This is a genomic window from Salidesulfovibrio onnuriiensis (assembly GCF_008001235.1).
Classification (GTDB): Bacteria; Desulfobacterota; Desulfovibrionia; order Desulfovibrionales; family Desulfovibrionaceae; genus Pseudodesulfovibrio; species Pseudodesulfovibrio onnuriiensis.
The window spans coordinates 2,463,621-2,483,073 of the sequence record NZ_CP040751.1; the positions used below are offsets into that span (position 1 = coordinate 2,463,621).

19 protein-coding genes and 1 tRNA gene are annotated in these 19,453 nt (G+C 55.6%); 6 read left to right on the top strand and 14 right to left on the bottom strand.

Going from position 1 to position 19,453, the window contains the following annotated elements:
* Positions 1-11 precede the first annotated feature (11 nt).
* From flhA to FGL65_RS11140, 5 genes are all read right to left on the bottom strand, one after another.
* Positions 12-2,114, bottom strand: coding sequence for a flagellar biosynthesis protein FlhA (gene flhA, locus FGL65_RS11120; RefSeq protein WP_147821265.1), 2,103 nt, complete (start codon positions 2,112-2,114; stop codon positions 12-14).
* Positions 2,115-2,172: 58 nt separating this feature from the next.
* Positions 2,173-3,231 carry a flagellar biosynthesis protein FlhB gene (gene flhB, locus FGL65_RS11125; protein WP_147821266.1) on the bottom strand — a complete coding sequence of 353 codons (1,059 nt, stop codon included), beginning with the start codon at positions 3,229-3,231 and terminating at the stop codon, positions 2,173-2,175.
* A gap of 9 nt (positions 3,232-3,240) precedes the next feature.
* Positions 3,241-4,026, bottom strand: coding sequence for a flagellar biosynthetic protein FliR (fliR, locus tag FGL65_RS11130; RefSeq protein WP_147821267.1), 786 nt, complete (start codon positions 4,024-4,026; stop codon positions 3,241-3,243).
* A gap of 114 nt (positions 4,027-4,140) precedes the next feature.
* Positions 4,141-5,046, bottom strand: a complete 906-nt coding sequence (locus FGL65_RS11135; protein WP_147821268.1) for a M23 family metallopeptidase — start codon at positions 5,044-5,046, stop codon at positions 4,141-4,143.
* A gap of 64 nt (positions 5,047-5,110) precedes the next feature.
* Positions 5,111-5,860 carry a tRNA lysidine(34) synthetase gene (locus FGL65_RS11140; protein WP_147821269.1) on the bottom strand — a complete coding sequence of 250 codons (750 nt, stop codon included), beginning with the start codon at positions 5,858-5,860 and terminating at the stop codon, positions 5,111-5,113.
* 177 nt (positions 5,861-6,037) lie between these two features.
* Here FGL65_RS11140 and FGL65_RS11145 point away from each other — a divergent pair, with 177 nt between their 5' ends.
* From FGL65_RS11145 to moaC, 4 genes are read left to right on the top strand one after another with little or no spacing between them, the layout of a single operon-like run.
* Positions 6,038-7,381, top strand: coding sequence for a hypothetical protein (locus FGL65_RS11145; protein WP_147821270.1), 1,344 nt, complete (start codon positions 6,038-6,040; stop codon positions 7,379-7,381).
* 36 nt (positions 7,382-7,417) lie between these two features.
* Positions 7,418-7,651 carry a DNA-directed RNA polymerase subunit omega gene (gene rpoZ, locus FGL65_RS11150; protein WP_147821271.1) on the top strand — a complete coding sequence of 78 codons (234 nt, stop codon included), beginning with the start codon at positions 7,418-7,420 and terminating at the stop codon, positions 7,649-7,651.
* A 3-nt stretch (positions 7,652-7,654) separates the two neighbouring features.
* Complete coding sequence (gene dnaJ / locus FGL65_RS11155; RefSeq protein WP_147821272.1) at positions 7,655-8,770, top strand: molecular chaperone DnaJ; 1,116 nt, start codon at positions 7,655-7,657, stop codon at positions 8,768-8,770.
* 1 nt (position 8,771) lies between these two features.
* Positions 8,772-9,257, top strand: coding sequence for a cyclic pyranopterin monophosphate synthase MoaC (gene moaC / locus FGL65_RS11160; protein WP_250645468.1), 486 nt, complete (start codon positions 8,772-8,774; stop codon positions 9,255-9,257).
* A 56-nt stretch (positions 9,258-9,313) separates the two neighbouring features.
* On the opposite strand, the gene hisF is transcribed toward moaC, so the two are convergent.
* The 5 genes from hisF to FGL65_RS11185 all read right to left on the bottom strand — a co-directional run bounded on the left by hisF (position 9,314) and on the right by FGL65_RS11185 (position 12,502).
* Complete coding sequence (gene hisF, locus FGL65_RS11165; protein ID WP_147821273.1) at positions 9,314-10,093, bottom strand: imidazole glycerol phosphate synthase subunit HisF; 780 nt, start codon at positions 10,091-10,093, stop codon at positions 9,314-9,316.
* Positions 10,083-10,724, bottom strand: a complete 642-nt coding sequence (hisH, locus tag FGL65_RS11170; protein ID WP_147821274.1) for an imidazole glycerol phosphate synthase subunit HisH — start codon at positions 10,722-10,724, stop codon at positions 10,083-10,085. The genes hisF and hisH overlap by 11 nt, the downstream gene beginning before the upstream one ends.
* Before the next feature lie 121 nt (positions 10,725-10,845).
* Positions 10,846-11,634, bottom strand: a complete 789-nt coding sequence (locus FGL65_RS11175) for a J domain-containing protein (RefSeq protein WP_147821275.1) — start codon at positions 11,632-11,634, stop codon at positions 10,846-10,848.
* An 11-nt stretch (positions 11,635-11,645) separates the two neighbouring features.
* Positions 11,646-12,086: a YkgJ family cysteine cluster protein gene (locus tag FGL65_RS11180; RefSeq protein ID WP_147821276.1), complete on the bottom strand. Its 441-nt coding sequence runs from the start codon at positions 12,084-12,086 to the stop codon at positions 11,646-11,648.
* On the bottom strand, positions 12,083-12,502 hold the full coding sequence (locus FGL65_RS11185; protein ID WP_147821277.1) for a CoA-binding protein: 420 nt from the start codon (positions 12,500-12,502) through the stop codon (positions 12,083-12,085). The genes FGL65_RS11180 and FGL65_RS11185 overlap by 4 nt, the downstream gene beginning before the upstream one ends.
* Positions 12,503-12,582: 80 nt before the next feature.
* Between FGL65_RS11185 and FGL65_RS11190 the strand changes: the two genes are divergently transcribed.
* A complete protein-coding gene (locus FGL65_RS11190) occupies positions 12,583-13,806 on the top strand; it encodes a M24 family metallopeptidase (protein WP_147821278.1) in 1,224 nt (407 codons plus the stop codon).
* A 32-nt stretch (positions 13,807-13,838) separates the two neighbouring features.
* Here the strand turns inward: FGL65_RS11190 and FGL65_RS11195 are convergent, their stop codons facing one another.
* The 4 genes from FGL65_RS11195 to FGL65_RS11210 form a co-directional block, all read right to left on the bottom strand.
* The gene (locus tag FGL65_RS11195; protein WP_147821279.1) at positions 13,839-15,413 is read right to left on the bottom strand and encodes a flotillin family protein; all 1,575 of its coding nucleotides are present in this window, start codon (positions 15,411-15,413) and stop codon (positions 13,839-13,841) included.
* 13 nt (positions 15,414-15,426) lie between these two features.
* A complete protein-coding gene (locus FGL65_RS11200; RefSeq protein ID WP_147821280.1) occupies positions 15,427-16,014 on the bottom strand; it encodes an NfeD family protein in 588 nt (195 codons plus the stop codon).
* 142 nt (positions 16,015-16,156) lie between these two features.
* Complete coding sequence (locus FGL65_RS11205) at positions 16,157-17,347, bottom strand: iron-containing alcohol dehydrogenase (protein WP_147821281.1); 1,191 nt, start codon at positions 17,345-17,347, stop codon at positions 16,157-16,159.
* 26 nt (positions 17,348-17,373) lie between these two features.
* Positions 17,374-19,233, bottom strand: coding sequence for a protein-disulfide reductase DsbD family protein (locus FGL65_RS11210; RefSeq protein WP_147821282.1), 1,860 nt, complete (start codon positions 19,231-19,233; stop codon positions 17,374-17,376).
* Between the two features lie 80 nt (positions 19,234-19,313).
* Between FGL65_RS11210 and FGL65_RS11215 the strand changes: the two genes are divergently transcribed.
* Positions 19,314-19,389, top strand: a tRNA-Lys gene (locus FGL65_RS11215).
* Positions 19,390-19,453: the final 64 nt, after the last annotated feature.

The window sequence follows — 19,453 nt, forward strand, 5'->3', positions numbered from 1 at the left end:
TCTCATGGCTGCTACTGTACCTCTACCATTGCCAGTGATTGAATTTGAACATCAGTCGGTATTTCCGCCTGGGACAGAATGGGCAGTGTCGGAATGAATCTTTGCAACAGTTGCGCCAAGTGGGGCCTCAGTTGCGGGGTTGTCAGCAGGACGGGTTGGCCGTCCGCCACGAAAGCGTTGTCAACCGTCTCATTTATCTTCTGGATAATTCTTTGGGCCATGCCCGGTTCCAAGGCAAGGTAGCCACCCTGTTCCGCAGGGCGTAGTCCATGTGTCAGAGTTTCGTCGACAGCAGGGTGCAGGGTGATGATGGGCAGGTTGTTGTTTTCACCAAGGTAGGGCTTGACGATGGTTCTGCCCATCCTGGAGCGGACGTATTCCACGAGCTGCATGGGATCCTGGGTGGCCACGCCGTAGTCGGCCATGGTTTCCACGATGGTCAGTAGGTCGCGGATGGAGACGTTTTCCTGAACCAGGCCCTGGAAGACCTTCTGCACTGCGCCAAGGGAGAGCACACCCGGCACCAGGCTTTCCACGGCCTTGGGAGCTCGCTTTTCCAGGTTGTCGAGCAGTTCCTGGACCTCCTGGCGGCCCAGGAATTCGTGCAGGTTGCGACGGAAGACCTCGGTGAGGTGAGTGGCGACCACGGTAGCCGGGTCCACCACGGTGTAGCCCGCGAGCATGGCTTCTTCCTTCTGGGCCTCGGGTATCCAGACGGCCGGAAGGTTGAAGGCAGGTTCCACGGTGTCCACGCCGTCGATATGGTGTTTTGCATCGCCTGGGTCCATTGCCAGGTAGTGGTCGATGAGCAGCTCTGCCTGGGCCACGGAGTTGCCCTTGATGAGCACGCGGTATTCCCCGGGCTTGAGCTGCAGGTTGTCCCGCAGATGCAGGGACGGAATGACCACGCCCATATCCAGTGCGAACTGTCGCCGGATGGAACGGATACGGGAAAGAAGGTTGCCGTTCTGTTCTTCGTCCACCAGGGGAATGAGCCCATATCCCACTTCCAGTTCGAGCTGGTCCAGAGGCAGCAGCGCCTGCACCTCCTCGGGAGTGTCCAGTGTGGGCATGTCGTCTTCCGCCGCGCCTGTATCCGGGCCGGAGACGGCTTCGTGCTGCTTGCGGGAGATGGCGCTTACGCCGTAGCAGATTGCCGCAAGGGTCAGGAACGGCAGGGTGGGCATGCCCGGAACAATGGCGAAGACCAGGAGGATACAGGAGACAAGCCTGAGGGCCCTGTGATGGAAGGTCAACTGACCGATGAATTCTTCGCCCATCTTCGCCTCGGCTGCGGCGCGGGAGACGATGATACCTGCGGAGGTGGAAATGATCAGCGAGGGGATGGTGGCCACGAGGCCGTCACCGATGGTCAGCAGGGTGTAGGTATGGGCGGCGTCCATCCAGTTCATGTCTTTCTGGATTACTCCAATGAGGAAACCGCCGATGATGTTGATGGCGGTGATCATGATGCCTGCGTTGACGTCCCCGGAAACGAATTTGCCCGCACCGTCCATGGCACCGTAGAAATCTGCCTCCTGACGGATGCGTTCACGCTGTGCCTTGGCCTCGTCTTCGTTGAGCAGTCCCGCGTTGAGGTCGGCTTCCACGGCCATCTGTTTGCCTGGCAGGGAGTCCAATGTGAAACGTGCGGCTACTTCCGCGATTCGGGTCGTACCTTGAACGATGACGGTCTTGTTCAGAATGAACAGGATCATGAAAATGACGATACCGATGACGTAGTTGCCGCCTACAACGAATTCCCCGAAACTTTGGATAACGGAACCCGCCGCGCTTGTGCCCTCATCCCCGTGGAGGAGAATGGCACGGGTTGTGGCCACGTTGAGTGCAAGCCTCAACATGGTCGTGACCAGAAGCAGGGAGGGGAAAATGGAGAATTCGAGGGGCGAATTCATGAACATGGCCGTGATAAGGATAACCAGGCCAAGGGAAATGCTCACGGTGAGCATGAAGTCGATGAAAAGGGTAGGGAGCGGAATGAGCATCACGAAGAGGATGACCACCACACCTGCGGCGAGCAGGATGTCCCCCTGCTTTGCGAACTTATTGTAGTCGAGTTTGAAAATGTCCGAGGTTGTGGCTTTATTGGACATATTTTTGACACCTCACGGGATGTTGTTCAGCTTGGTCATCCGGAGGCGGCAACTCGCTTTATCGCTTGAATTTGTCGAGCTTGGCGAGAATTGCGGCAACGGCCTGGTAGAGCTCCTCCGGGATCATTTCCCCAATTTCAACCTGTTTATACAAAGCCTGTGCCAGAGGTTTGTTTTCCTGGATGGGGATTTTGTTTTCCCGGGCGATTTCCTTGATTTTTTCGGCAATAGGACCGGCCCCTTTTGCCAATACTAGCGGGGCAGGAGCTTCCAAAGCATTGTATTTGAGAGCCACGGCAATATGGGTGGGGTTGGTGATGACGACATCTGCCTTGGGTACATCCTGCATCATGCGTTTGACCATGAATTCCATGACCTTTTCCCGCTGCTTGGATTTGATTTGCGGGTCGCCTTCCGCCTGCTTGCGTTCGTCCTTTACTTCGTCCTTGGTCATTTTTAGGTCTTGTTCGTATTTCCAGAATTGGTACCAGAGGTCGACAATTGCAATGAGCGTCATGGGGATGAGGGCATAGATAGTCATCTTGTAACCCATGGACAAAATATACGCAGCAATACCGTGGGGGGTGGAATAGAAAAGGGGCAGCAGGTTGTCGAATTCCTGCCTGAGGACGATATACGGAGCAAGCCCCACTGCGGCGGCCTGAAGTACGCTTTTCCCCAAGCGTATGAATGCGTCGGGGCTGAGCATGAGTTTCTTCAGCCCGCTTATGATGTTGAAAAGCTGCTTGAACTTGGGCTTCATAGAGCTAAAGGACCAGAGGCTACCAACTTGCAGGCGCATGGTCAGGAAGGCGATAAAGGCCAGTATGAGCATGATCGGAAGAATGATCTTGGCAAGATTCTTCGTCTGCATGGTGAACAGCATATAAGCCGTGCTGGTGGTGATGGAGATGTCAAATGCGTCGGTAAAAGCCCATGTGTATATCTTTGCGATTTGATCGTAGAGATATCCGATCAGGTAACGAACGGCCAGGACCCCCGCTAAAAGGGTTGTGACTTTTTGTACCTCTTGCCCTTTGGCCACTTGCCCCTTGTCGCGGGTTTTTTTGCGGCGTTTGGGAGTCGCCTTTTCTGTTTTGCTCGGATCGCGTGCCATGGCTGTTTCCTATTGCGCACCCATGGCCTTGAGCATGTGCAGGAAAAGAGGGCCCAAGCCTTTGATAAAGTCCGTCACATATACGGCAAGAATTTCAAAAAGACTTCCCAAAAAAAGAAAGCCCACTGCTATTTTGACAGGAAATCCAACCACGAGAACATGCATTTGAGGCGCTGCCTTGGCTATCAGGGCCAAAGCCAAATCCACCAGAAAGACTGCGGCCATGACCGGTGCCGCTATTTTGATGGCCAGAATGAACAGTTGTTTGCTGAAGGTGAATACCTGGGCGGCGATAACCGAATTGATCATGAATTGCCCCGGGGGAACGAACTCGAAACTTTGGGACAGGGCCTGTAGAAGATAAAGGTGCCCGTTAAGCGTCAGGAAGGTGAGCATGGTGCACATATAGAGAAAATGCGCCGAAACCGCTTCGCTTACCCCGGTCAGAGGATCCACCACGTTGACCATGGCGAAGCCCATCTGAAAGCCGATGATATGGCCGCCTGTCTGGACCGCTGAAAACAGGATGCGAACCATCAGGCCGAGCGTTAGACCTAGTGCTGCCTCACCAAGGAGCATGATAAGGATTTCCCATGGATTCTGGGGGAACATTTCGGCAGGGAACGAAAGATGTGGCCAGAGCGCCAGTGATAGAGCCAGGGTCAAAACAGCTTTGATTTTGGTGGGTATGGACCTGCCACCGTAGAATGGGAGCAGAAAGAGCACTATGCTGACCCGGAAGAGGGTCAGGTAAAAGCTCAAGATGTTGCCCGGATCAAAGTTGAAAATGTCCATAGAATTCCTTTAGCAAAAGGTGAACCACTTTGCTAAGGAGGTCAATAGCTGTTTGTTTTATAAAACAAAACGCCCTTTTGGAAAACCAAAAGGGCGTTTTGACGAGTCATTCTTTTAGTTGAGAATGTAGCGTTTGGGATTGACGGGCACACCGTTGAGCCGGACCTCGTAGTGCAGGTGTGGACCGGTGCTGCGGCCCGTGTTGCCGACATAGCCGATCAGTTCGCCGCGGGTGACGGTTTGTCCGTCTTTTACTGCAATTCTATGCATGTGCGCATAACGAGTGGTCAGAGAGGTGTTATGCTTCATCCTGACGCACAGACCGTAGGATCCATCTCTGCCAGCCGTTTCGACAATTCCGCGTGCCGGAGCGTATATGGGAGTCCCTCTGGGGGCAGAGATGTCGATACCCTTGTGGAATTCCCTTTTGCCTGTAAACGGGGAAGTTCTCCATGCAAAGGGAGAGGTCACCCAGCCGGATGTGGGCCAGATGGACGGAGTAGATTCGAGAATGTCCTGATTGTTTCTCAACTGGTGCACAATTTCCTGCTGACGCACTTCTTCGAGGCGGGCCTCAACGTTCAGCTGGTGCAGAAAATCGTGCATCTTTCTGGCAAGCAATTCCTGCCTGTAGAGGGGCAGATAGCTTTCGGAGAAGTTCTCGTTGGGAGAGCCTCCTTTGGGCGAAGTGCTTTGTCCGGTTCCTTGGTCGAGGTTGATCATGACCCGCAGCTTGGAGTCGAAGTCTCGGATTCTGGCGAGACTCTTTTGCAGTGCGTTGATTTTTTGGGAAAGGCTTAGCAGCTGGGTCTTCTGTTCCTGGACGGTTTTTTCTGCCGTGCCAAGATTCTTTTCCAGTTGTGAGTGGTGGATATACTTGTTCCAAAGGATAATATTACCAGCTCCAAGCGCGACCATCAAAAAAAAGAGGGTGAAAATCACCCATCCACGCAATTGGAGCTTTCGACAAGAACCTTGTTGATCCTTGAAGACCACTATGTGATATTTGCGAGATAACATATTAATATCTTTGTTTTAAATACTGTTAAAATATAGTAATATTATTCTAACAATTTGAAATACTCTAGACTTTTTTTCTTGTCAAGTCAACCTGTTGCCGCTGTATGGCATGAAAGATGTTGTTTTTAATCCGTGTGTTGCCGCGCCAGGCGGACTTGAGCCACTCATGAATATCGTCACGTTTGGTGGCTCCGTTCGAAGGACAGGTGTTTTCCCAGATGGGAAGTTCCCATTGACGCGCCGCAGCCTTGACCATTCGTTTTTCGAGCAGCAAGGTCGGCCGTATGACCTGAAGAGTTCCTCCGAAAAATGCCTCAGAGGCAGATATGCCCTCCGCTCGTCCATTTTGCAACATATTCATGAAATAAGTGGTGACATTGTCGTCGGCGTTGTGGCCGAAGGCCAGATGGGTCAAATTGTATTGGGCGCAAAGTTCGAAGAGACGTTTTCTTCTGAGCCGGCTGCAATAGAAGCAGGCTGAACGTTTCCTGTTCTCGTCGCTGTGGGCTCTGGGACCGTAGTCGGTGAGTTCGATATGAGTGGGGACGCCGCGTTCGGCGCACCACTGCGCAAGGGGAGCATGACTTTGCGGATCAAAGCCCGGGTTGACGTGCAGCACCATGAGCTCCACCGGGAACGGCATGATGGCCTGGCGGATAAGCATGATCTGAAGCATGGCAAAGCTGTCGACACCGCCGGATATGGCCATGCCTATTCGGGAATTTTTCTGGACCATATCGGTCGACTGCATGAGTTTTCCTGTCAGGGAAACGCATGTCTTTTGCGCAAATGTAAGTTTGCCCCATGAACCCATTGTAATTTCATCTCCAGAATGGCAATAGTAACGAATCCGAAGGTGGACTTAGTTTATAACCGCTTGACTTGCAAGTGCGGCTGAGAGTATTGATTCAACCTGTCTGAGGGCCCATCCTTTATGCCACCCCGGAATCGGGGTCTTTTTTTTGGCGGATGATTGGACGGAGTTCGTTCGTTGAAGAAAACATTTTTGTGTATATTTCTACTAATACTAGCGGCCGCATGCGTGTTGGGCGTTATGTATTTTAACCATCGGGATTCGTTTGAATCGTCGGTTGTTCCGCTGTCCTTGGATATGGCCGACATAGGGTGGGCTCGGGTTCAGGAAAAGGATGTTTCGTTTCGTCTGGAACGCGAAAAGGATCGCTGGTTTGTCGTGGAAGGTGAACCGGATGAAATCCGTGTTGCGGCCGATTCGGCGCGAATTCAAGGGTTGTTTGACGCTTTTTCGAACCTGGTGCCGCTCGATACCGTCATCAATAATCATGCCCATGCCTCGGGGGATGTTGGCTTCAAGGAAGTCGTTCTTCAGTTTACCCTGACGCCTGCTTCAAAGAAATCAGGCTCCGGCGATCGTGATGTGAAAATATTGCTCGGCCGGAGAACTGGGAACGAGGGCGTCTGGATCTGGCTGTCTTCGGCTCCTGGTACGCTATACCGGGTTCGCGAAAATATTTTGACCGCAGTCGGCCGACCCTCCGGATATTATCAGGACAGAAGGGTGCTGCCGTTTGACGCTTCTTCTGCTGTGAAGCTGCAGTTGGCCCAGAAGTATGCCGGCGGATGGACCGTTGCCAGGGATGACAGCGGCTTTGTGTTTGAACTGCCTGCATATCTGTCAGGAAAAGATGCGGCCAACGCCGAGGTGAAGCTGTATCTTCTCATGCTTGCCGGGCTGGAAGCCGACGAGTATCTTTCCGGCAAGGCCGCTCCCGGGGAGGAGCCCGAAGCTTTTATCAATGTGTGGCTGGAAGATGCTAAGAACCAGCCTCTCAGGTTGGATCTTTACCGGGATTCTTCTCCCGGGTCCGGGTATATGGCCATGTCGTCCTACCAGCAGGGCTTATTCAGGTTCGATGCCGAAAGCATCCGACAGCTGTTCAAGACGCCTTTCGAACTTCAGGGGCGAAGGGTCATAGAACTGGACATCGGAAAGATCGCAGCCATTCGCGTCATGTCCGGTGACCAGCTTTTTATCGCCAATAAGCGCGAGCAGGGATGGTTTGTCGGGGATACGGAAAAACAGCTCGCAGGCATTGACATGTCGCTTTGGCGATTTAATGAATTGAAATTCGAGGCGCTTCCTCTTAAGACTCTTCCTGAAACGGCAGCTTGGACCATGGGCTGCGTTTTTTCCGATGCGGAGGGGAAGAAGGTCGCCTCCTTGACATTTTTCTCGGATCCGGCCTTGCCCGAAGGGCAGAGCTGGCTAAAGAATGGCGGAGAATTGTATTATCCGGTTTCCAACCAATTGATGAAGGATCTTCAGGGATTGTTCCCGGCCAAAAGCATTTCGTAGGAATGCGGCAAGGTTTTTCAGCAAAGGAGTTTATACGTGGCTAGAATTACAGTTGAAGATTGTTTGGCGAAAGTGGGTAACCGTTTTCTTATCACCCAGATGGCCATCAAGAGGGTCAAGCAGTTTCGTGAAGGCTACCCGCCTCTCGTGAATGCGAAGAACAAGGAAAACGTCATCGCGCTTCGCGAGATTGCCGCCGGCAAGGTTTATCCTGATGTGGAAATGGATGATGTGATCATCGTCAGGGACGACAGCGTCGAGTCTGAATAAATCATGTCCAAACGAGATTATTATGAAGTCCTGGGAGTTGCGCGTGAGAGCTCCGAGGATGAAATAAAATCCGCCTACAGAAAGCTTGCCTTCAAGTATCATCCGGACCGTAATCCGGACGATCCCGAGGCAGAGACCCAGTTCAAAGAGGCGGCCGAAGCCTATGAGGTTTTACGCGACCGTGAGAAGCGGCAGCGTTATGACCAGTTCGGCCATGCCGGAATGAACGGCAACGGGTTCAACGGCTTTTCCAATGCGGATGACATATTCGGCGCGTTCAGCGATATCTTTTCCGACTTTTTCGGTTTTTCCACGGGAAGAGGCGGCGCCAACCGGCCTCGGGCCGGTTCCGATCTGAGGTATAACCTGGACATCACTTTCCGTGAGGCTGCCAAGGGAACTGAGGTTGAGATAACCATCCCTGTCGAGGAAGCCTGTACGGAATGTGAGGGCAGCGGTGCAAAGAAGGGCACCTCTCCCCAGGTATGCCCGCAGTGCGGTGGCACCGGGACCGTGCAGCAGTCCCAGGGCTTCTTCCGTGTCGCGGTGACATGTCCCCATTGCAGGGGGCGTGGCCAGATCGTTTCCGATCCTTGTCCCGAGTGCATGGGACGCGGCATGGTGATCAATGATCGCGACCTCAAGGTGCGCATTCCGGCCGGGGTTGATAACAATTCCCGTTTGCGTCTGCGCGGTGAGGGCGAACCCGGTATCAACGGTGGTCCTCCCGGTGATCTGTATGTGGTTATTCGGGTCGAGCCTGACAAGACGTTCGAACGCCAGGGACAGAACCTGATCCTGAGCCGGGAAATCGGTTTTGTGGAAGCGGCTCTTGGCCACCGCATGGAAGTGCCTACCCTGGATGATCCGGTCAGTCTCGATATTCCCAGGGGCACCCAGAGTGGCGAGGTCTTCCGTTTGCGCGGGCTCGGTCTGCCACACCTGGGCAGCACCCACAAGGGCGATCTGCTGGTGGAGATCCGGGTCAAGACTCCCACGCATCTGAACAAGCGTCAGGAAGAACTGCTGCGCGAGTTCGCCGCAATCGAGGAAGACAAGCCCCTCAAAAAGGCCAAGGAATTCCTGAAGAAGGCCAAAGACAAGGTCATGGGTGAGTAGCGTGGCTGACAATCACGGGTTTTCCCATATGGATTCTGACGGCAATGCCCGCATGGTGGATGTCTCTGCCAAGGACGATACCAAGCGGATGGCCATTGTTAGGGCCGTCGTCAGGCTTTCTTCGAAAACCCTGTCCATGCTTCTGGAAAATGCGCTCCCCAAGGGGGATGTGCTGACCACTGCCAAGATCGCAGGAATTCAGGCCGCCAAGCAGACTCATCACCTGATTCCCATGTGTCACCCTTTGTCCATCAACTATGTGGATGTTCGTTTCGAGGTTGATCGCCATGAGTCGGCCATCAACATAGAGGCCGAGGTTCGCACCACTGGCAAGACCGGTGTGGAAATGGAAGCCCTGATAGCGGCTCAGGTTGCGGCGGCCACGATTTATGACATGTGCAAGGCCGTTCAGAAGGATATTCTGATCACCGACTGCCGGTTGGTCTACAAGAGCGGTGGTAAGAGCGGCGAATTCAGAAATGATTAGACCGCGATTTATAGATTATAAAAAAAGCCCGGTTCCTTTGGAGCCGGGCTTTTCATTTACCAGATGTTTCTGATGATCACACCCTGTTCGGCCATGTACTTTTTGATGTCCGGTACGGTCCATTCCCCGTAGTGGACAATGGAGGCTATGAGGGCTGCCGAAGCCTTGCCCTTGGTCACGGCGTCCACCATGTGGCTGGGGTGCCCAGCTCCGCCGGAGGCGATGACAGGAATGCGAACGGATTCGGAAATGAGGCGGGTCAGTTCCAGGTCGTAGCCGTCCTTGGTGCCGTCCGCGTCTATGGAATTGAGACAGATTTCACCGGCGCCGAGCGCTTCGCCGGTCTTGGCCCATTCCAGGGCGTCCATGCCCATGTGCTTGCGCCCGCCGTGAATGACGATTTCAAAGCCGGAGGGAATGTCGTCGGATTTTTCCACCCGTTTCACATCCATGCCCAGGACGATGCACTGGGAACCGAAACGGGCCGCACCCTCGCTGATGATGTCTGGATTCTTGACCGCACCGGAATTCACCGAGACCTTTTCCGCGCCGGCCAGCAGCACGTCGCGCATGTCCTGCACTGTGTTGATGCCTCCGCCCACGGAAAAGGGGATGAAGATCTGTGAGGCCACCTTTTCCACCACATCCAGAAAGATGCCTCGGGCTTCGGCCGATGCGGTGATGTCGTAGAAGACGATTTCGTCCGCGCCTTCCTCGTAGTACTTCTTGGCGGTTTCCACGGGGTCGCCGATGTCCACGTTCCCCTTGAACTTGACGCCCTTGGTCAGCTTGCCGTTGCGTACATCCAGGCAGGGGATGATTCGTTTACTCAGCATTGCGGGCCTCCTGACAGTAGGTATGGAAATTTTGCAGGAGCTTGAGGCCTGGCCTGCCGCTTTTTTCCGGGTGGAATTGGACGGCCCAGAGGCCCTCGCGGCCATGAATGGAACAGAAGTCCCGTCCGTAACGGGTGGTGGCTATGACATGCTCATCGCATGGAGCCGGGAAATAGCTGTGGACGAAATAGAAGTTCGCCTCAGGTTCTATGCCGGAAAGCAGCACGCATTCCTGCTTGAGCTCCAGAGTGTTCCAACCCATGTGCGGCACGCGGATGGGCGTTCCTTTGTAATCGATCCAGGAAGGATTGAAGAGTCGACATTCGCCGTGGATGACCCCTAGGGCCTTGGTGTCGTTTTCCTCGCTGTAGTCCAGAAGAATCTGGCAACCTACGCAGATGCCGAGCAGGGGTTTTTCCTGCCAGATAAGGCTCTTGAGGATTTCGTCCAATCCGCCGGACTGCAGTTCGTCCATGGCCTGTCCGGCAGCGCCCACTCCGGGGAAGATGATGCCGTCGGCCTTGTCGAGCTTGTCGGGATCGTTGGTTATTTCATTGGGGATGCCGAGATGGTCCAGCGCCCGTTTTACGCTGGTCTGGTTCCCGGCATTATATTCAAAAATCGCGAGCATATGTGGCCCTCCTTGAGATCGCGTTACCTTAGCGACTAGTAAAAAAACGGACGGAAAACAAGGGCGTTCGATGAAAAAAATAAAGAGGGGATTTATTTGGAGAATAGGCTATGGTACCAAGTTATGCCTTGGGCAGGATGCGCAGCAACAGATCACCCCTTATGGGGCCGAGCCTTCTTCCCAGGCCTTTGAGACGAATGGGGCGGCCGATGACGAAGTCCGGAGGAAGGGTGACTTCGATTGTTTTGGGACCTTTTGCGAATTTCTGTTCGACCCGGATGCGGATCTTGCGCCCGGGCATGAGCAGGTGCACCGGGAAATAGACGGTTTCCTCATGGTCCATGGTTTTTCTGAGCCATGATTTGATTCCTCCGCCGATTCCCTTGGAAAGGTCGAGGTGGAGCTTCTTGTCTCCCCATTGCAGGGAAAGCTTGCGCCTTTTGAGTTCCACCGGGCCCTTGTAATTGGGGTTCTTTTTGCGGATCTGGCTGTAGATGTCCTCAAAGACCTTGCGGGCAAACGGGTCGTTGAGCAAATCCTGCAGCACTTCCTCTTCCTTGTAGTAGAAGTGCTGGGTCCGCGACCGTGTGGATTCCTTGAACCTCTTGTGGGATTCCCTTTTGGCCCGTTGCTGCTGTTGAGCGTATTCACGGGCACCCTCTTTGGGCTTTGTCTTGGGTTTTTCCCGGCGCGGCGGAGGTTGGAATTTCGGTTCCTGTTCGGCCTTGTCCAGCGCGTCCTTGATGATGACGTAGGCTTCGTTTATCTCGCGGAATTTATTGGCGGCGTCAGGGCTGGTGTTCAGGTCCGGATGATATTTGAAGGCCAGTTTTCTGTAGGAGGATTTCACCTCTTCCAGGCCGGCCCCTTTATCGAGTTGGAGTATGCGGTAGCATTCCTGAACATTCATCGTGCGTGGTCTCAGTCTTCGTCGGTTATGAGCGCATTGGGATCAGTGGCCGGATCATAGCGCAAAAGGTTCTCGTCGCGCAAATACTGCCTGCCCTGGCGCACGAATTCCGCGTGTCCGGCTTCGGGGTTCACTCCCGGGCAGTATTCCTGGATCATTTCCCAGCTCATGGAATCGATGAGGTTGCCCCGGAAAAAAGGCCATGCGCGGCAGATGTCCGGTCTGCCAGGGTGCACGCCGCATCCGTCCTTGAAAAAGACGCAGTAGCCGTCGTCACCGGTGCCCAGGCTGATCTTGCCGTTGCGCTCCTCGGAGTATTTTTCAAGGAGTTCCTCGACGGATATCCCCAGGTGTAGGGCCAGGCGCTGCCTGTCCTTTTCCGACATGATGATTCCGCCCTCGCCATGACAGCAGTGGCCGCACATGCGGCATTCAAAGGCTTTGAGCGTCATCGTCCGATTCCCAGCCTGCTGACGTCCACCATGAGACAACGGTCCTCGATGACCAGGATGTCATGGTCTTTCAGGATTTCGCAGGCTTCGTCGCTCATGATGCCGGACTGCATCCAGAATGCCTTGGGAAGCGGGGACATTTCCAGCACTTCACGGGCATGGTCCGGACACCATTGGGCGGCGCGGAAAAGGTCCACGCAATCCACGGGAACGGGGATGTCCTTGACGCTTGCGTATGTCTTCAAGCCCCAGACGTCCGTGCGCTTCGGGTGAACCGGGATGACGTCGAATCCACGCTCGATGAGGGCCCGTCCAACACCGTCCACGGGGCGGCCGGGCTTGTCCGATGCGCCGACAATGGCTATGGTCCTGAACGATTTGATCAGGGTATCCAGTTCATATTCATTCACTATCATGATTGCCTTCCTAAAGTTTCTGGGGAAGGTGTACAGGAAATAAAAACCGTTGCCTAGTGCCGACGGACAAGGAGTTTCGAATGTTTGAGTCCCTTGCGCAGATTCCCGTGGAGGAGTTGCAGCGCCGTCATGATGCCTGCCGCAAACATCTTGAATCCGTGGCCCCCGGAGCGGGCGGGCTGCTCATCTTTTCCCGGCTGAATATCTATTACATGACCGGCACCATGGGGCAGGGCGTGCTCTGGCTGCCCATGCAGGGGAAGCCGGTGCTTATGATCCGCAAGGGAATCGAGCGCGCCCGCCTGGAATCCGGGCTCGGGAACATTGTTCCCTTCAAGTCCTATTCGGACATGCCGGGTATCGCAGCCGAGGTGGGGTGCCCGTTCCCGAAGAGAATAGCGGCCATCATGAGCGGGCTGACCTGGAACCTGGGCATGCTGCTCCAGGCCAAACTCGGGGATTATGAATTCGTGGCCGGTGACCATGCCCTGACCCTGACCCGGGCGGTCAAATCCGAGTGGGAGCTCAGAACCATGCGTCTGTGCGGTGAACGCCATCATTGCAGCCTGTTCGAACTGATTCCCCGCCGTATCAGACCCGGTATGACCGAGCGCGAGATCTCCCATGTCTGCTGGCAGGTGTTTTTCGAAAACGGGCATCAGGGGCTGTTGCGTATGCAGGCCCATGGCGAAGAGGCTTTCCTGGGCCATGTCTCGGCCGGGGATTCCGGCAACTACCCCAGCAGTTTCAACGGACCGCTTGGCGTGCGTGGCGAACACCCGGCCATCCCGCTCATGGGCTATGCAGGCAAGGCCTGGAACGCGGGCGAGCCCCTGGCGTTGGATATCGGGTTCGTGGTCGATGGTTACCAGACCGACAAGACCCAGGTCTATTGGGCTGGAGCCGAGTCTTCCATTCCAGATAACGTACGCAGGGCCCATGGTTTCTGCATCGAGATCCAGAATAGTGTCGCGGCCATGGCCAAGCCCGGGGTTACGCCCGAGGAACTGTATCTTTTCAGCCAGAGCGAGGCGGAAAAGCATGGGTTTGCGGAAGGCTTTATGGGGCTTGGCGACAACAAGGTGCCGTTTCTGGGACATGGAATCGGACTGAACATTGACGAGTATCCGGCCATAGCGCGTAAGTTCACCCAGCCGCTGGAGGCGGGCATGGCTCTGGCCCTGGAACCCAAGGTGGGCATTGAGGGCGTCGGCATGGTCGGTGTGGAAAATACCTTCGAGGTCACGGATTCGGGGGCGAAGAGCATAACAGGGGACGATTTTTCGATCGTCTGTGTGGAATAAAAAAAGGGCTCCCGGTTGGGAGCCCTTCCTTTTTACTTTTTTACTTTGTCAGTCAGGTCGATGGGGGGCTGTGGTTTTGCCTGTTCTTCGGTCATCTTGCCGAGGAACTCGGGCAACTCCAGGCCAGCCATTTTGGTCAGTTCCTGCAGCGGGGGCAGGCTTTTGACCATGTTGGACATGAAGTTGGCGGTGGAGGAACTGTCGCCGTTGCCGCCGTCCCAAACCGTGATCTTGTCGATCTTGAGATTCTTGATGGCGCTGACCTGGGTCTCGACGATGTTCTCGATCTTTTCCAGGAGCAGCAGGGTGGCTGCCGCCTTGGCGTCGCCGCCGCTGCTTTCCACCAGGGCGCGGTAACCTTCGGCCTTGCCCTCCAGGATCTGCTTGATACCCTTTGCCTCCGCCTCATAGCGCATGAGGGTGGCATCGGCCTTACCCTTGGCCTCGCGGCGGATACGCTCGGCTTCGGCCTCGGCTGCGATTTCGACCTTTGTCTTTTCCACTTCCTGGCGGGCCACTTCCTCGGCCCTCAGACGTTCGGCTTCGGCCTTGTACTGGGCCTTCTGGATTTCGGCCTCGGCTTCGCGTTTGGCTACTTCACCCTGACGCTTGGCTTCAGCCTGTTTGACTGCAAGCAGAGCTTCGGCTTCGGCAATGGATGCCTTGGATTTGTTTTCCCCGGATACGGCCTGGGCTTCCTGTTCCTGCACGTAGATACGCTGATCCGCCTCGGCGTGCTTTTTACCCTTGGCTGCTTCGGCCAAGTTCTCGGCCACCTTGATGGACATTTCCCGGTTGGCTTCGGCCTCACCGATGGATGCGGAGGATTCCTGCTGTTGCACGAAGATACGCTTGTCCGCTTCGGCCTGCTTCTGGCCTTTTTCGGACTGGGCCAGGTGTTCGGCCACGCGGATCTGCTTTTCCTTGGTGGCTTCGGCTTCACCGATGGCCCCCACCTTCTCCTGCTCGGCCACGTCGACCTTGGCCTGGTTGATGGCCTCGGCCGCTGCTTTTTTCCCGATGCTGTCGATGTATCCGGATTCGTCGGTGATATCAGTGATGTTAACGTTGATCAGGTACAGGCCGATTTTGTTCAATTCCGGCGACACGTTGTGGCGGACGGATTCCAGGAAGCTTTCGCGGTCCTGGTTGATCTGTTCGATGGTCAGGGAGGCGACGGTGAGGCGAAGCTGACCGAAGATGATTTCCTTGGCCATTTCCTCGATTTCCGCCTGACCCAGGTTCAGAAGTCTTTCCGCGGCGTTGTTCATGATGGCCGGGTCGGTGCTGATGCCCACGGTGAACGTGCTGGGCACGTTGATGCGGATGTTTTGTAGCGACAGGGCCTTTTGCAGCGGGATGCTGATGGTCATGGGGGTCAGGCTCTGGTAGGCGAAGTCCTGGATCAGCGGCCAGATGATGGTGCCGCCGCCGTGGATGCAGCGCGCGGACTGCCCTTTGCCCACCTTACCGTAGACGACCAGGATCATGTCCGAAGGGCAGCGCTTGTAGCGGGTGGCAAGGAACCCCAGAGTGGCGATCACCAGAATGATGAACGCGACGATGGGCACGGCCCAGACTCCGATGGAGCTCAACTCATAATACATGCAATCCTCTCAGTTATTGAATTGGTTTTACTATCAGGATGTTGCCACTAATCCGAACAACCTGGATCCGTGTTCCTGTTTTGATCTCTTCATTGGTTTCCGAGGCCGCACTGAATTCGCGCAGCCGGTTGTCCACCTGAACGGTCACCTGTCCGGTATCGTTTGGCGGGATGGTCAGGTAGACCTGCCCCTCACAGCCGAGCGTGGTTGATATCTCAAGGGTCCCGCTGCTCTGAAGCCCGGCGATCAGCTTGAATATCTTGGCGATGACCCAGAAGCTGACAAAGCCAGCGACGGTTCCGCCAATAAGCGAATAGGCTGCTCCGACCTGGCTTTGCCGGTACAGGGCGTACCCCACAAGGCCGAACATCATGAGGAAGGATGTCAGTCCATGCAGGGAGATGAACCTGAGGCTGGCGTCCGGGTCGAAGCCGTCACCGCCGTCTCCGGATTCAAAATCGGCGTCCAACATGTCGTCGCCGGCAAAGTCCACCCCCATGAACAGCATCAGGAACCTGATGAGGATGGGGATTCCGCCCACCAGGGCGCAGATGAGGAAAAAGATATCAAGGCCGTTCAGCCCTGCAATCCAGTCACCCATAATTCCTCCTTGGCTTGGGGAGTATGAATAAGTCATATATATACGCATTGCAATAAAGAATGCTGCGTAGGTGCGGTGAATTACAAAAGAAAACCGGGCCCGACAAAATGGGCCCGGCCGTTGTCTGCAATGCGTACAAGCCCTATTGAAGGGCGTACTGGAAAATGGCCACGACGTCTTCCTTGCTCATTTTCACAGGGGTGATCTCGAAGAGCCTGCCCATGGTGTCGAAGGCGCAGTCTGTCAGGGCGGGAATATCTTCGGCGGTCATGCCGAAATCCGAAAGCTTCATTTCGCCGAGCCCGATGGAGCGGATGAACTCTTCCAGGATGGGGACAAAGGCCTCAATCGATTGTTCCTCAGGCAGTTCGAAGCCGATGGAGTCGGCCATGGCCATGCTCAGGTCGCCGAGTTTTTCCACGTTTTGTTCGGCCAGGAAGCTGAAGTATGCCTTGGAGAGCATGACCAGTCCCGCGCCATGCGGCAGCTCGGAATAAAACGCGGACAGTGCGTGCTCCATGGAGTGCTGGGAAATGGCCACGGCCTGCGAGAGGCAGAGCCCAGCCGCAGTGCTGGCCCAGGCCAGGGCGATGCGGGATTCCTCGTCATTCCCTTCTTCGACGGCGCGGGGGAGGTAGTGGCAGATGAGGTGAATGGCCTCGAGTGCCAGCAGGTCTGCGCTGGGGGAACGCACGGTGGAAAGGTAGGACTCCACGGCATGGAAAAATGCATCCATGGCGGTCGTGGCCGTCAGGAATGGGGGCATGGAACGCATGAGGTCGGGGTCCACCATGGCCAGAGCCGGGTACATGGACTCATGCCGGATCCCTATTTTTTCCCTGGAACCGGTCTTGGTGATCACCGCCCCCGGGGTTACTTCCGTGCCGGTGCCCGCAGTCGTGGGGATGGCGATGAGGGGCAGGGCGTTGTTCTCCGGCGTCTTGTTCTTGCCGGAGCCCGTCGCAACGTAGTCCCAGAGTTCTCCCTCGTTGGCGGCCAGCAGGGCGATCGCCTTGGCCGCGTCGATGGTGGAGCCGCCGCCCAGGCCGACGATCATGTCCACCTTCTTTTCTCGGCAGATGCGGGCCGCCTCTTCCACGGAATCGGATTCCGGGTTGGGGCGCACTCTGTCGAAGACGATGGAGCGGACGCCATGCTCGGAAAGAAAGCCCTGAACGCGGGGCAGGTAGCCGAGCTTCAGCATGATGCCGGATTCGCCGATGACGACCATGGCGTTTTTGCCTTTGGGCAGGAACGGGGTCTTGCCCAGTTCCTCGATCTTTCCCGGTCCGAACAGGATGCGGGTGGGCATATAGTAATCAAAATGAAGCATGTAATCTCCTTGTGGTCATTGGAGTTCTACTTCTTATACGATTCCAGCAAGTTTTCAAGCTGGGAAGCCGTGAACACGTCGCGGAGCACCACAGGCTTGTGCGCGTCCTCTCCAGCGCTGAACAAGGCCGCAACGGGAATGCTTTTGCTGCCCAGGGCGTGGAGCAGCCGTTCTCCTTCCGGGTTGTCCTCGGTCAGGTCCACCCGGATAAAGGCGACGTCGTATTTATGCTTCCATTCGGCGAGATTGTCCGGAGTCAGTACGGTTCGTTCGATAACCTTGCAGGTGGGGCACCAGTCGGCCGTGAAATCGATAAGCATGGTGGTTTTACCCAATTGTTCGGCCAGTTCATGGGCCTGGAATTTTTGCCAGTGAACCTCGTTGTCTTTGGGGGTGAGCGCCCAGCAGAGCGCGATGACGAAGAGGAACAGGCCTGCAAGCCGCAGCCCCCAGCGCTTCATGCCCGGAAGTGCCGGCCCGGCCTTGCCCCAGAGCCAGGCAGCGGGAACCGTGAGCCACAGGAGCAGAAGCATGGGAATCAACCTGGAGTCGGGCAGGATGTTGATGAGATAGATGCAGGTGCCCGCAAGGAAGAAGGCCACGACTTTTTCCACGGCTTGCACCCAGGGCCCGGGCCTGGGCAGGAAACGCACCAAGCTGGGAAAAACGGTCAGGGTCAGATAGGGGAGGGCCATGCCCAGACCGATGCTCAGGAAGACGGACACGATGACTAGGGGAGGACGCGTCAAAGCCCAGCCTAGAACGCCGCCCAGGAACGGACCGCTGCACGGGGTGGCCAGCAGGGTGGCCAACAGCCCTGTGAAGTAGGCCTGCATCTTGGGGTTTCGTGTCTCCTGGTCGAATTTCAGATCAATGATGGGCAGGGAGTATAGGCCGAAGAGGCTCAGGCTCAGGGCAAAGACAACAGCAGTAAGCACCATGATCATCCAGGATTGCTGGAATATTTCTCCCCAGGCCTGGCCGGTGACGCCCAGCACCAGGGCCAGGATCACGAACCAGGTCATGATGCCCAGGGAAAAGAGAATGTTGTGGGTGCGAAATACTCGTTGGCGTTCATGCTCGTCTTCATGGGCGCAACCGGCCAGTACACTGCCCAGTTTCAGGCTGATCACCGGCAGCACGCAGGGCATGGCGTTGAGGATGAGCCCTGCCAGCAGCCCCAGCAGGATGGCCGTCAGCAGGCCGTCCACCTCTAGGGCGGGCTGGGCATAGGATGGGGTGAAGTCCCATTGGATGCCTTCTATTCTCGTTTGGTGGGGGGCGGACTGTTGTGTGGATGTGGCTGACGAGGCCTCGGAGTTGCTTTGCAGGTAGTCGGGCCACCATGGCTGGTCTTCGGCCCGGGAAAGCGGTTGCGGCGCTTCTGGGTTGCTTTTAAACGGCAATTCGATTCGGGCTGGCATGCATTGCGTGTCCGAGCAGAGCAGCATTTGCAGTTCGGCGAGCAGGGTGAACGAATCGTCGGTGTTTTCCGGGATGGGGATGTAGAATCGGACTTCGCCTTCGTAGATATTGACCATGGCCTGCGGGTTGAGGGTGTCGGAAGTGCTTATGGCTGTGGGGTACTGGACGGACAGGGGCAGGCCGTCTGTTGTTTGCACGCGAAGGATGGTGGGTTTCCCCAGGTCTCCCGGAGTGTGGGCATAAGTGTGCCAGCCGTCTTCGAATGTCACGGTTAGGACGGCCAGGAGATTGCCGGAATTTCCTTTTGCCGGGTCGAGGGTGTAGAGTTTCCATGCGGTTTTAAGGGGCAGTTCCTGTGCATGGAACTGGGCGCTGGCAAGCCCGGTCCAGGAGTGCAGAAACAGCAGCGCAACGAGTATGAAATAGACTGATTTTTTGGATAATTTTAAAAAAAGTGACATTTTTTATTTTTCCGGTTGACAGTGGAAGTGCAGAAGCGTAGAACCTCTTTCTCGCAGCGGGGGAAACGCCGCAGCAACGCGGGTCACTAGCTCAATTGGCAGAGCAGCGGACTCTTAATCCGGAGGTTCAAGGTTCGATTCCTTGGTGACCCACCACGAAAAAGATCCCGGCAACATAAGTTGCCGGGTTTTTTCTTTTCTTTTGTCAGGCGATACATTC

What these genes read in the sequence shown, in the direction of transcription:
- fliR (WP_147821267.1), bottom strand. Translation starts at nt 4,026, where the DNA reads ATGGACATTTTCAACTTTGATCCGGGCAACATCTTGAGCTTTTACCTG.
- flhB (WP_147821266.1), bottom strand. Translation starts at nt 3,231, where the DNA reads ATGGCACGCGATCCGAGCAAAACAGAAAAGGCGACTCCCAAACGCCGC.
- FGL65_RS11210 (WP_147821282.1), bottom strand. Translation starts at nt 19,233, where the DNA reads ATGTCACTTTTTTTAAAATTATCCAAAAAATCAGTCTATTTCATACTC.
- FGL65_RS11180 (WP_147821276.1), bottom strand. Translation starts at nt 12,086, where the DNA reads ATGACGCTCAAAGCCTTTGAATGCCGCATGTGCGGCCACTGCTGTCAT.
- FGL65_RS11195 (WP_147821279.1), bottom strand. Translation starts at nt 15,413, where the DNA reads ATGTATTATGAGTTGAGCTCCATCGGAGTCTGGGCCGTGCCCATCGTC.
- FGL65_RS11205 (WP_147821281.1), bottom strand. Translation starts at nt 17,347, where the DNA reads ATGCTTCATTTTGATTACTATATGCCCACCCGCATCCTGTTCGGACCG.
- FGL65_RS11185 (WP_147821277.1), bottom strand. Translation starts at nt 12,502, where the DNA reads ATGATAGTGAATGAATATGAACTGGATACCCTGATCAAATCGTTCAGG.
- FGL65_RS11175 (WP_147821275.1), bottom strand. Translation starts at nt 11,634, where the DNA reads ATGAATGTTCAGGAATGCTACCGCATACTCCAACTCGATAAAGGGGCC.
- FGL65_RS11190 (WP_147821278.1), top strand. Translation starts at nt 12,583, where the DNA reads ATGTTTGAGTCCCTTGCGCAGATTCCCGTGGAGGAGTTGCAGCGCCGT.
- FGL65_RS11135 (WP_147821268.1), bottom strand. Translation starts at nt 5,046, where the DNA reads ATGTTATCTCGCAAATATCACATAGTGGTCTTCAAGGATCAACAAGGT.
- hisF (WP_147821273.1), bottom strand. Translation starts at nt 10,093, where the DNA reads ATGCTGAGTAAACGAATCATCCCCTGCCTGGATGTACGCAACGGCAAG.
- dnaJ (WP_147821272.1), top strand. Translation starts at nt 7,655, where the DNA reads ATGTCCAAACGAGATTATTATGAAGTCCTGGGAGTTGCGCGTGAGAGC.
- FGL65_RS11200 (WP_147821280.1), bottom strand. Translation starts at nt 16,014, where the DNA reads ATGGGTGACTGGATTGCAGGGCTGAACGGCCTTGATATCTTTTTCCTC.
- FGL65_RS11140 (WP_147821269.1), bottom strand. Translation starts at nt 5,860, where the DNA reads ATGGGTTCATGGGGCAAACTTACATTTGCGCAAAAGACATGCGTTTCC.
- flhA (WP_147821265.1), bottom strand. Translation starts at nt 2,114, where the DNA reads ATGTCCAATAAAGCCACAACCTCGGACATTTTCAAACTCGACTACAAT.
- hisH (WP_147821274.1), bottom strand. Translation starts at nt 10,724, where the DNA reads ATGCTCGCGATTTTTGAATATAATGCCGGGAACCAGACCAGCGTAAAA.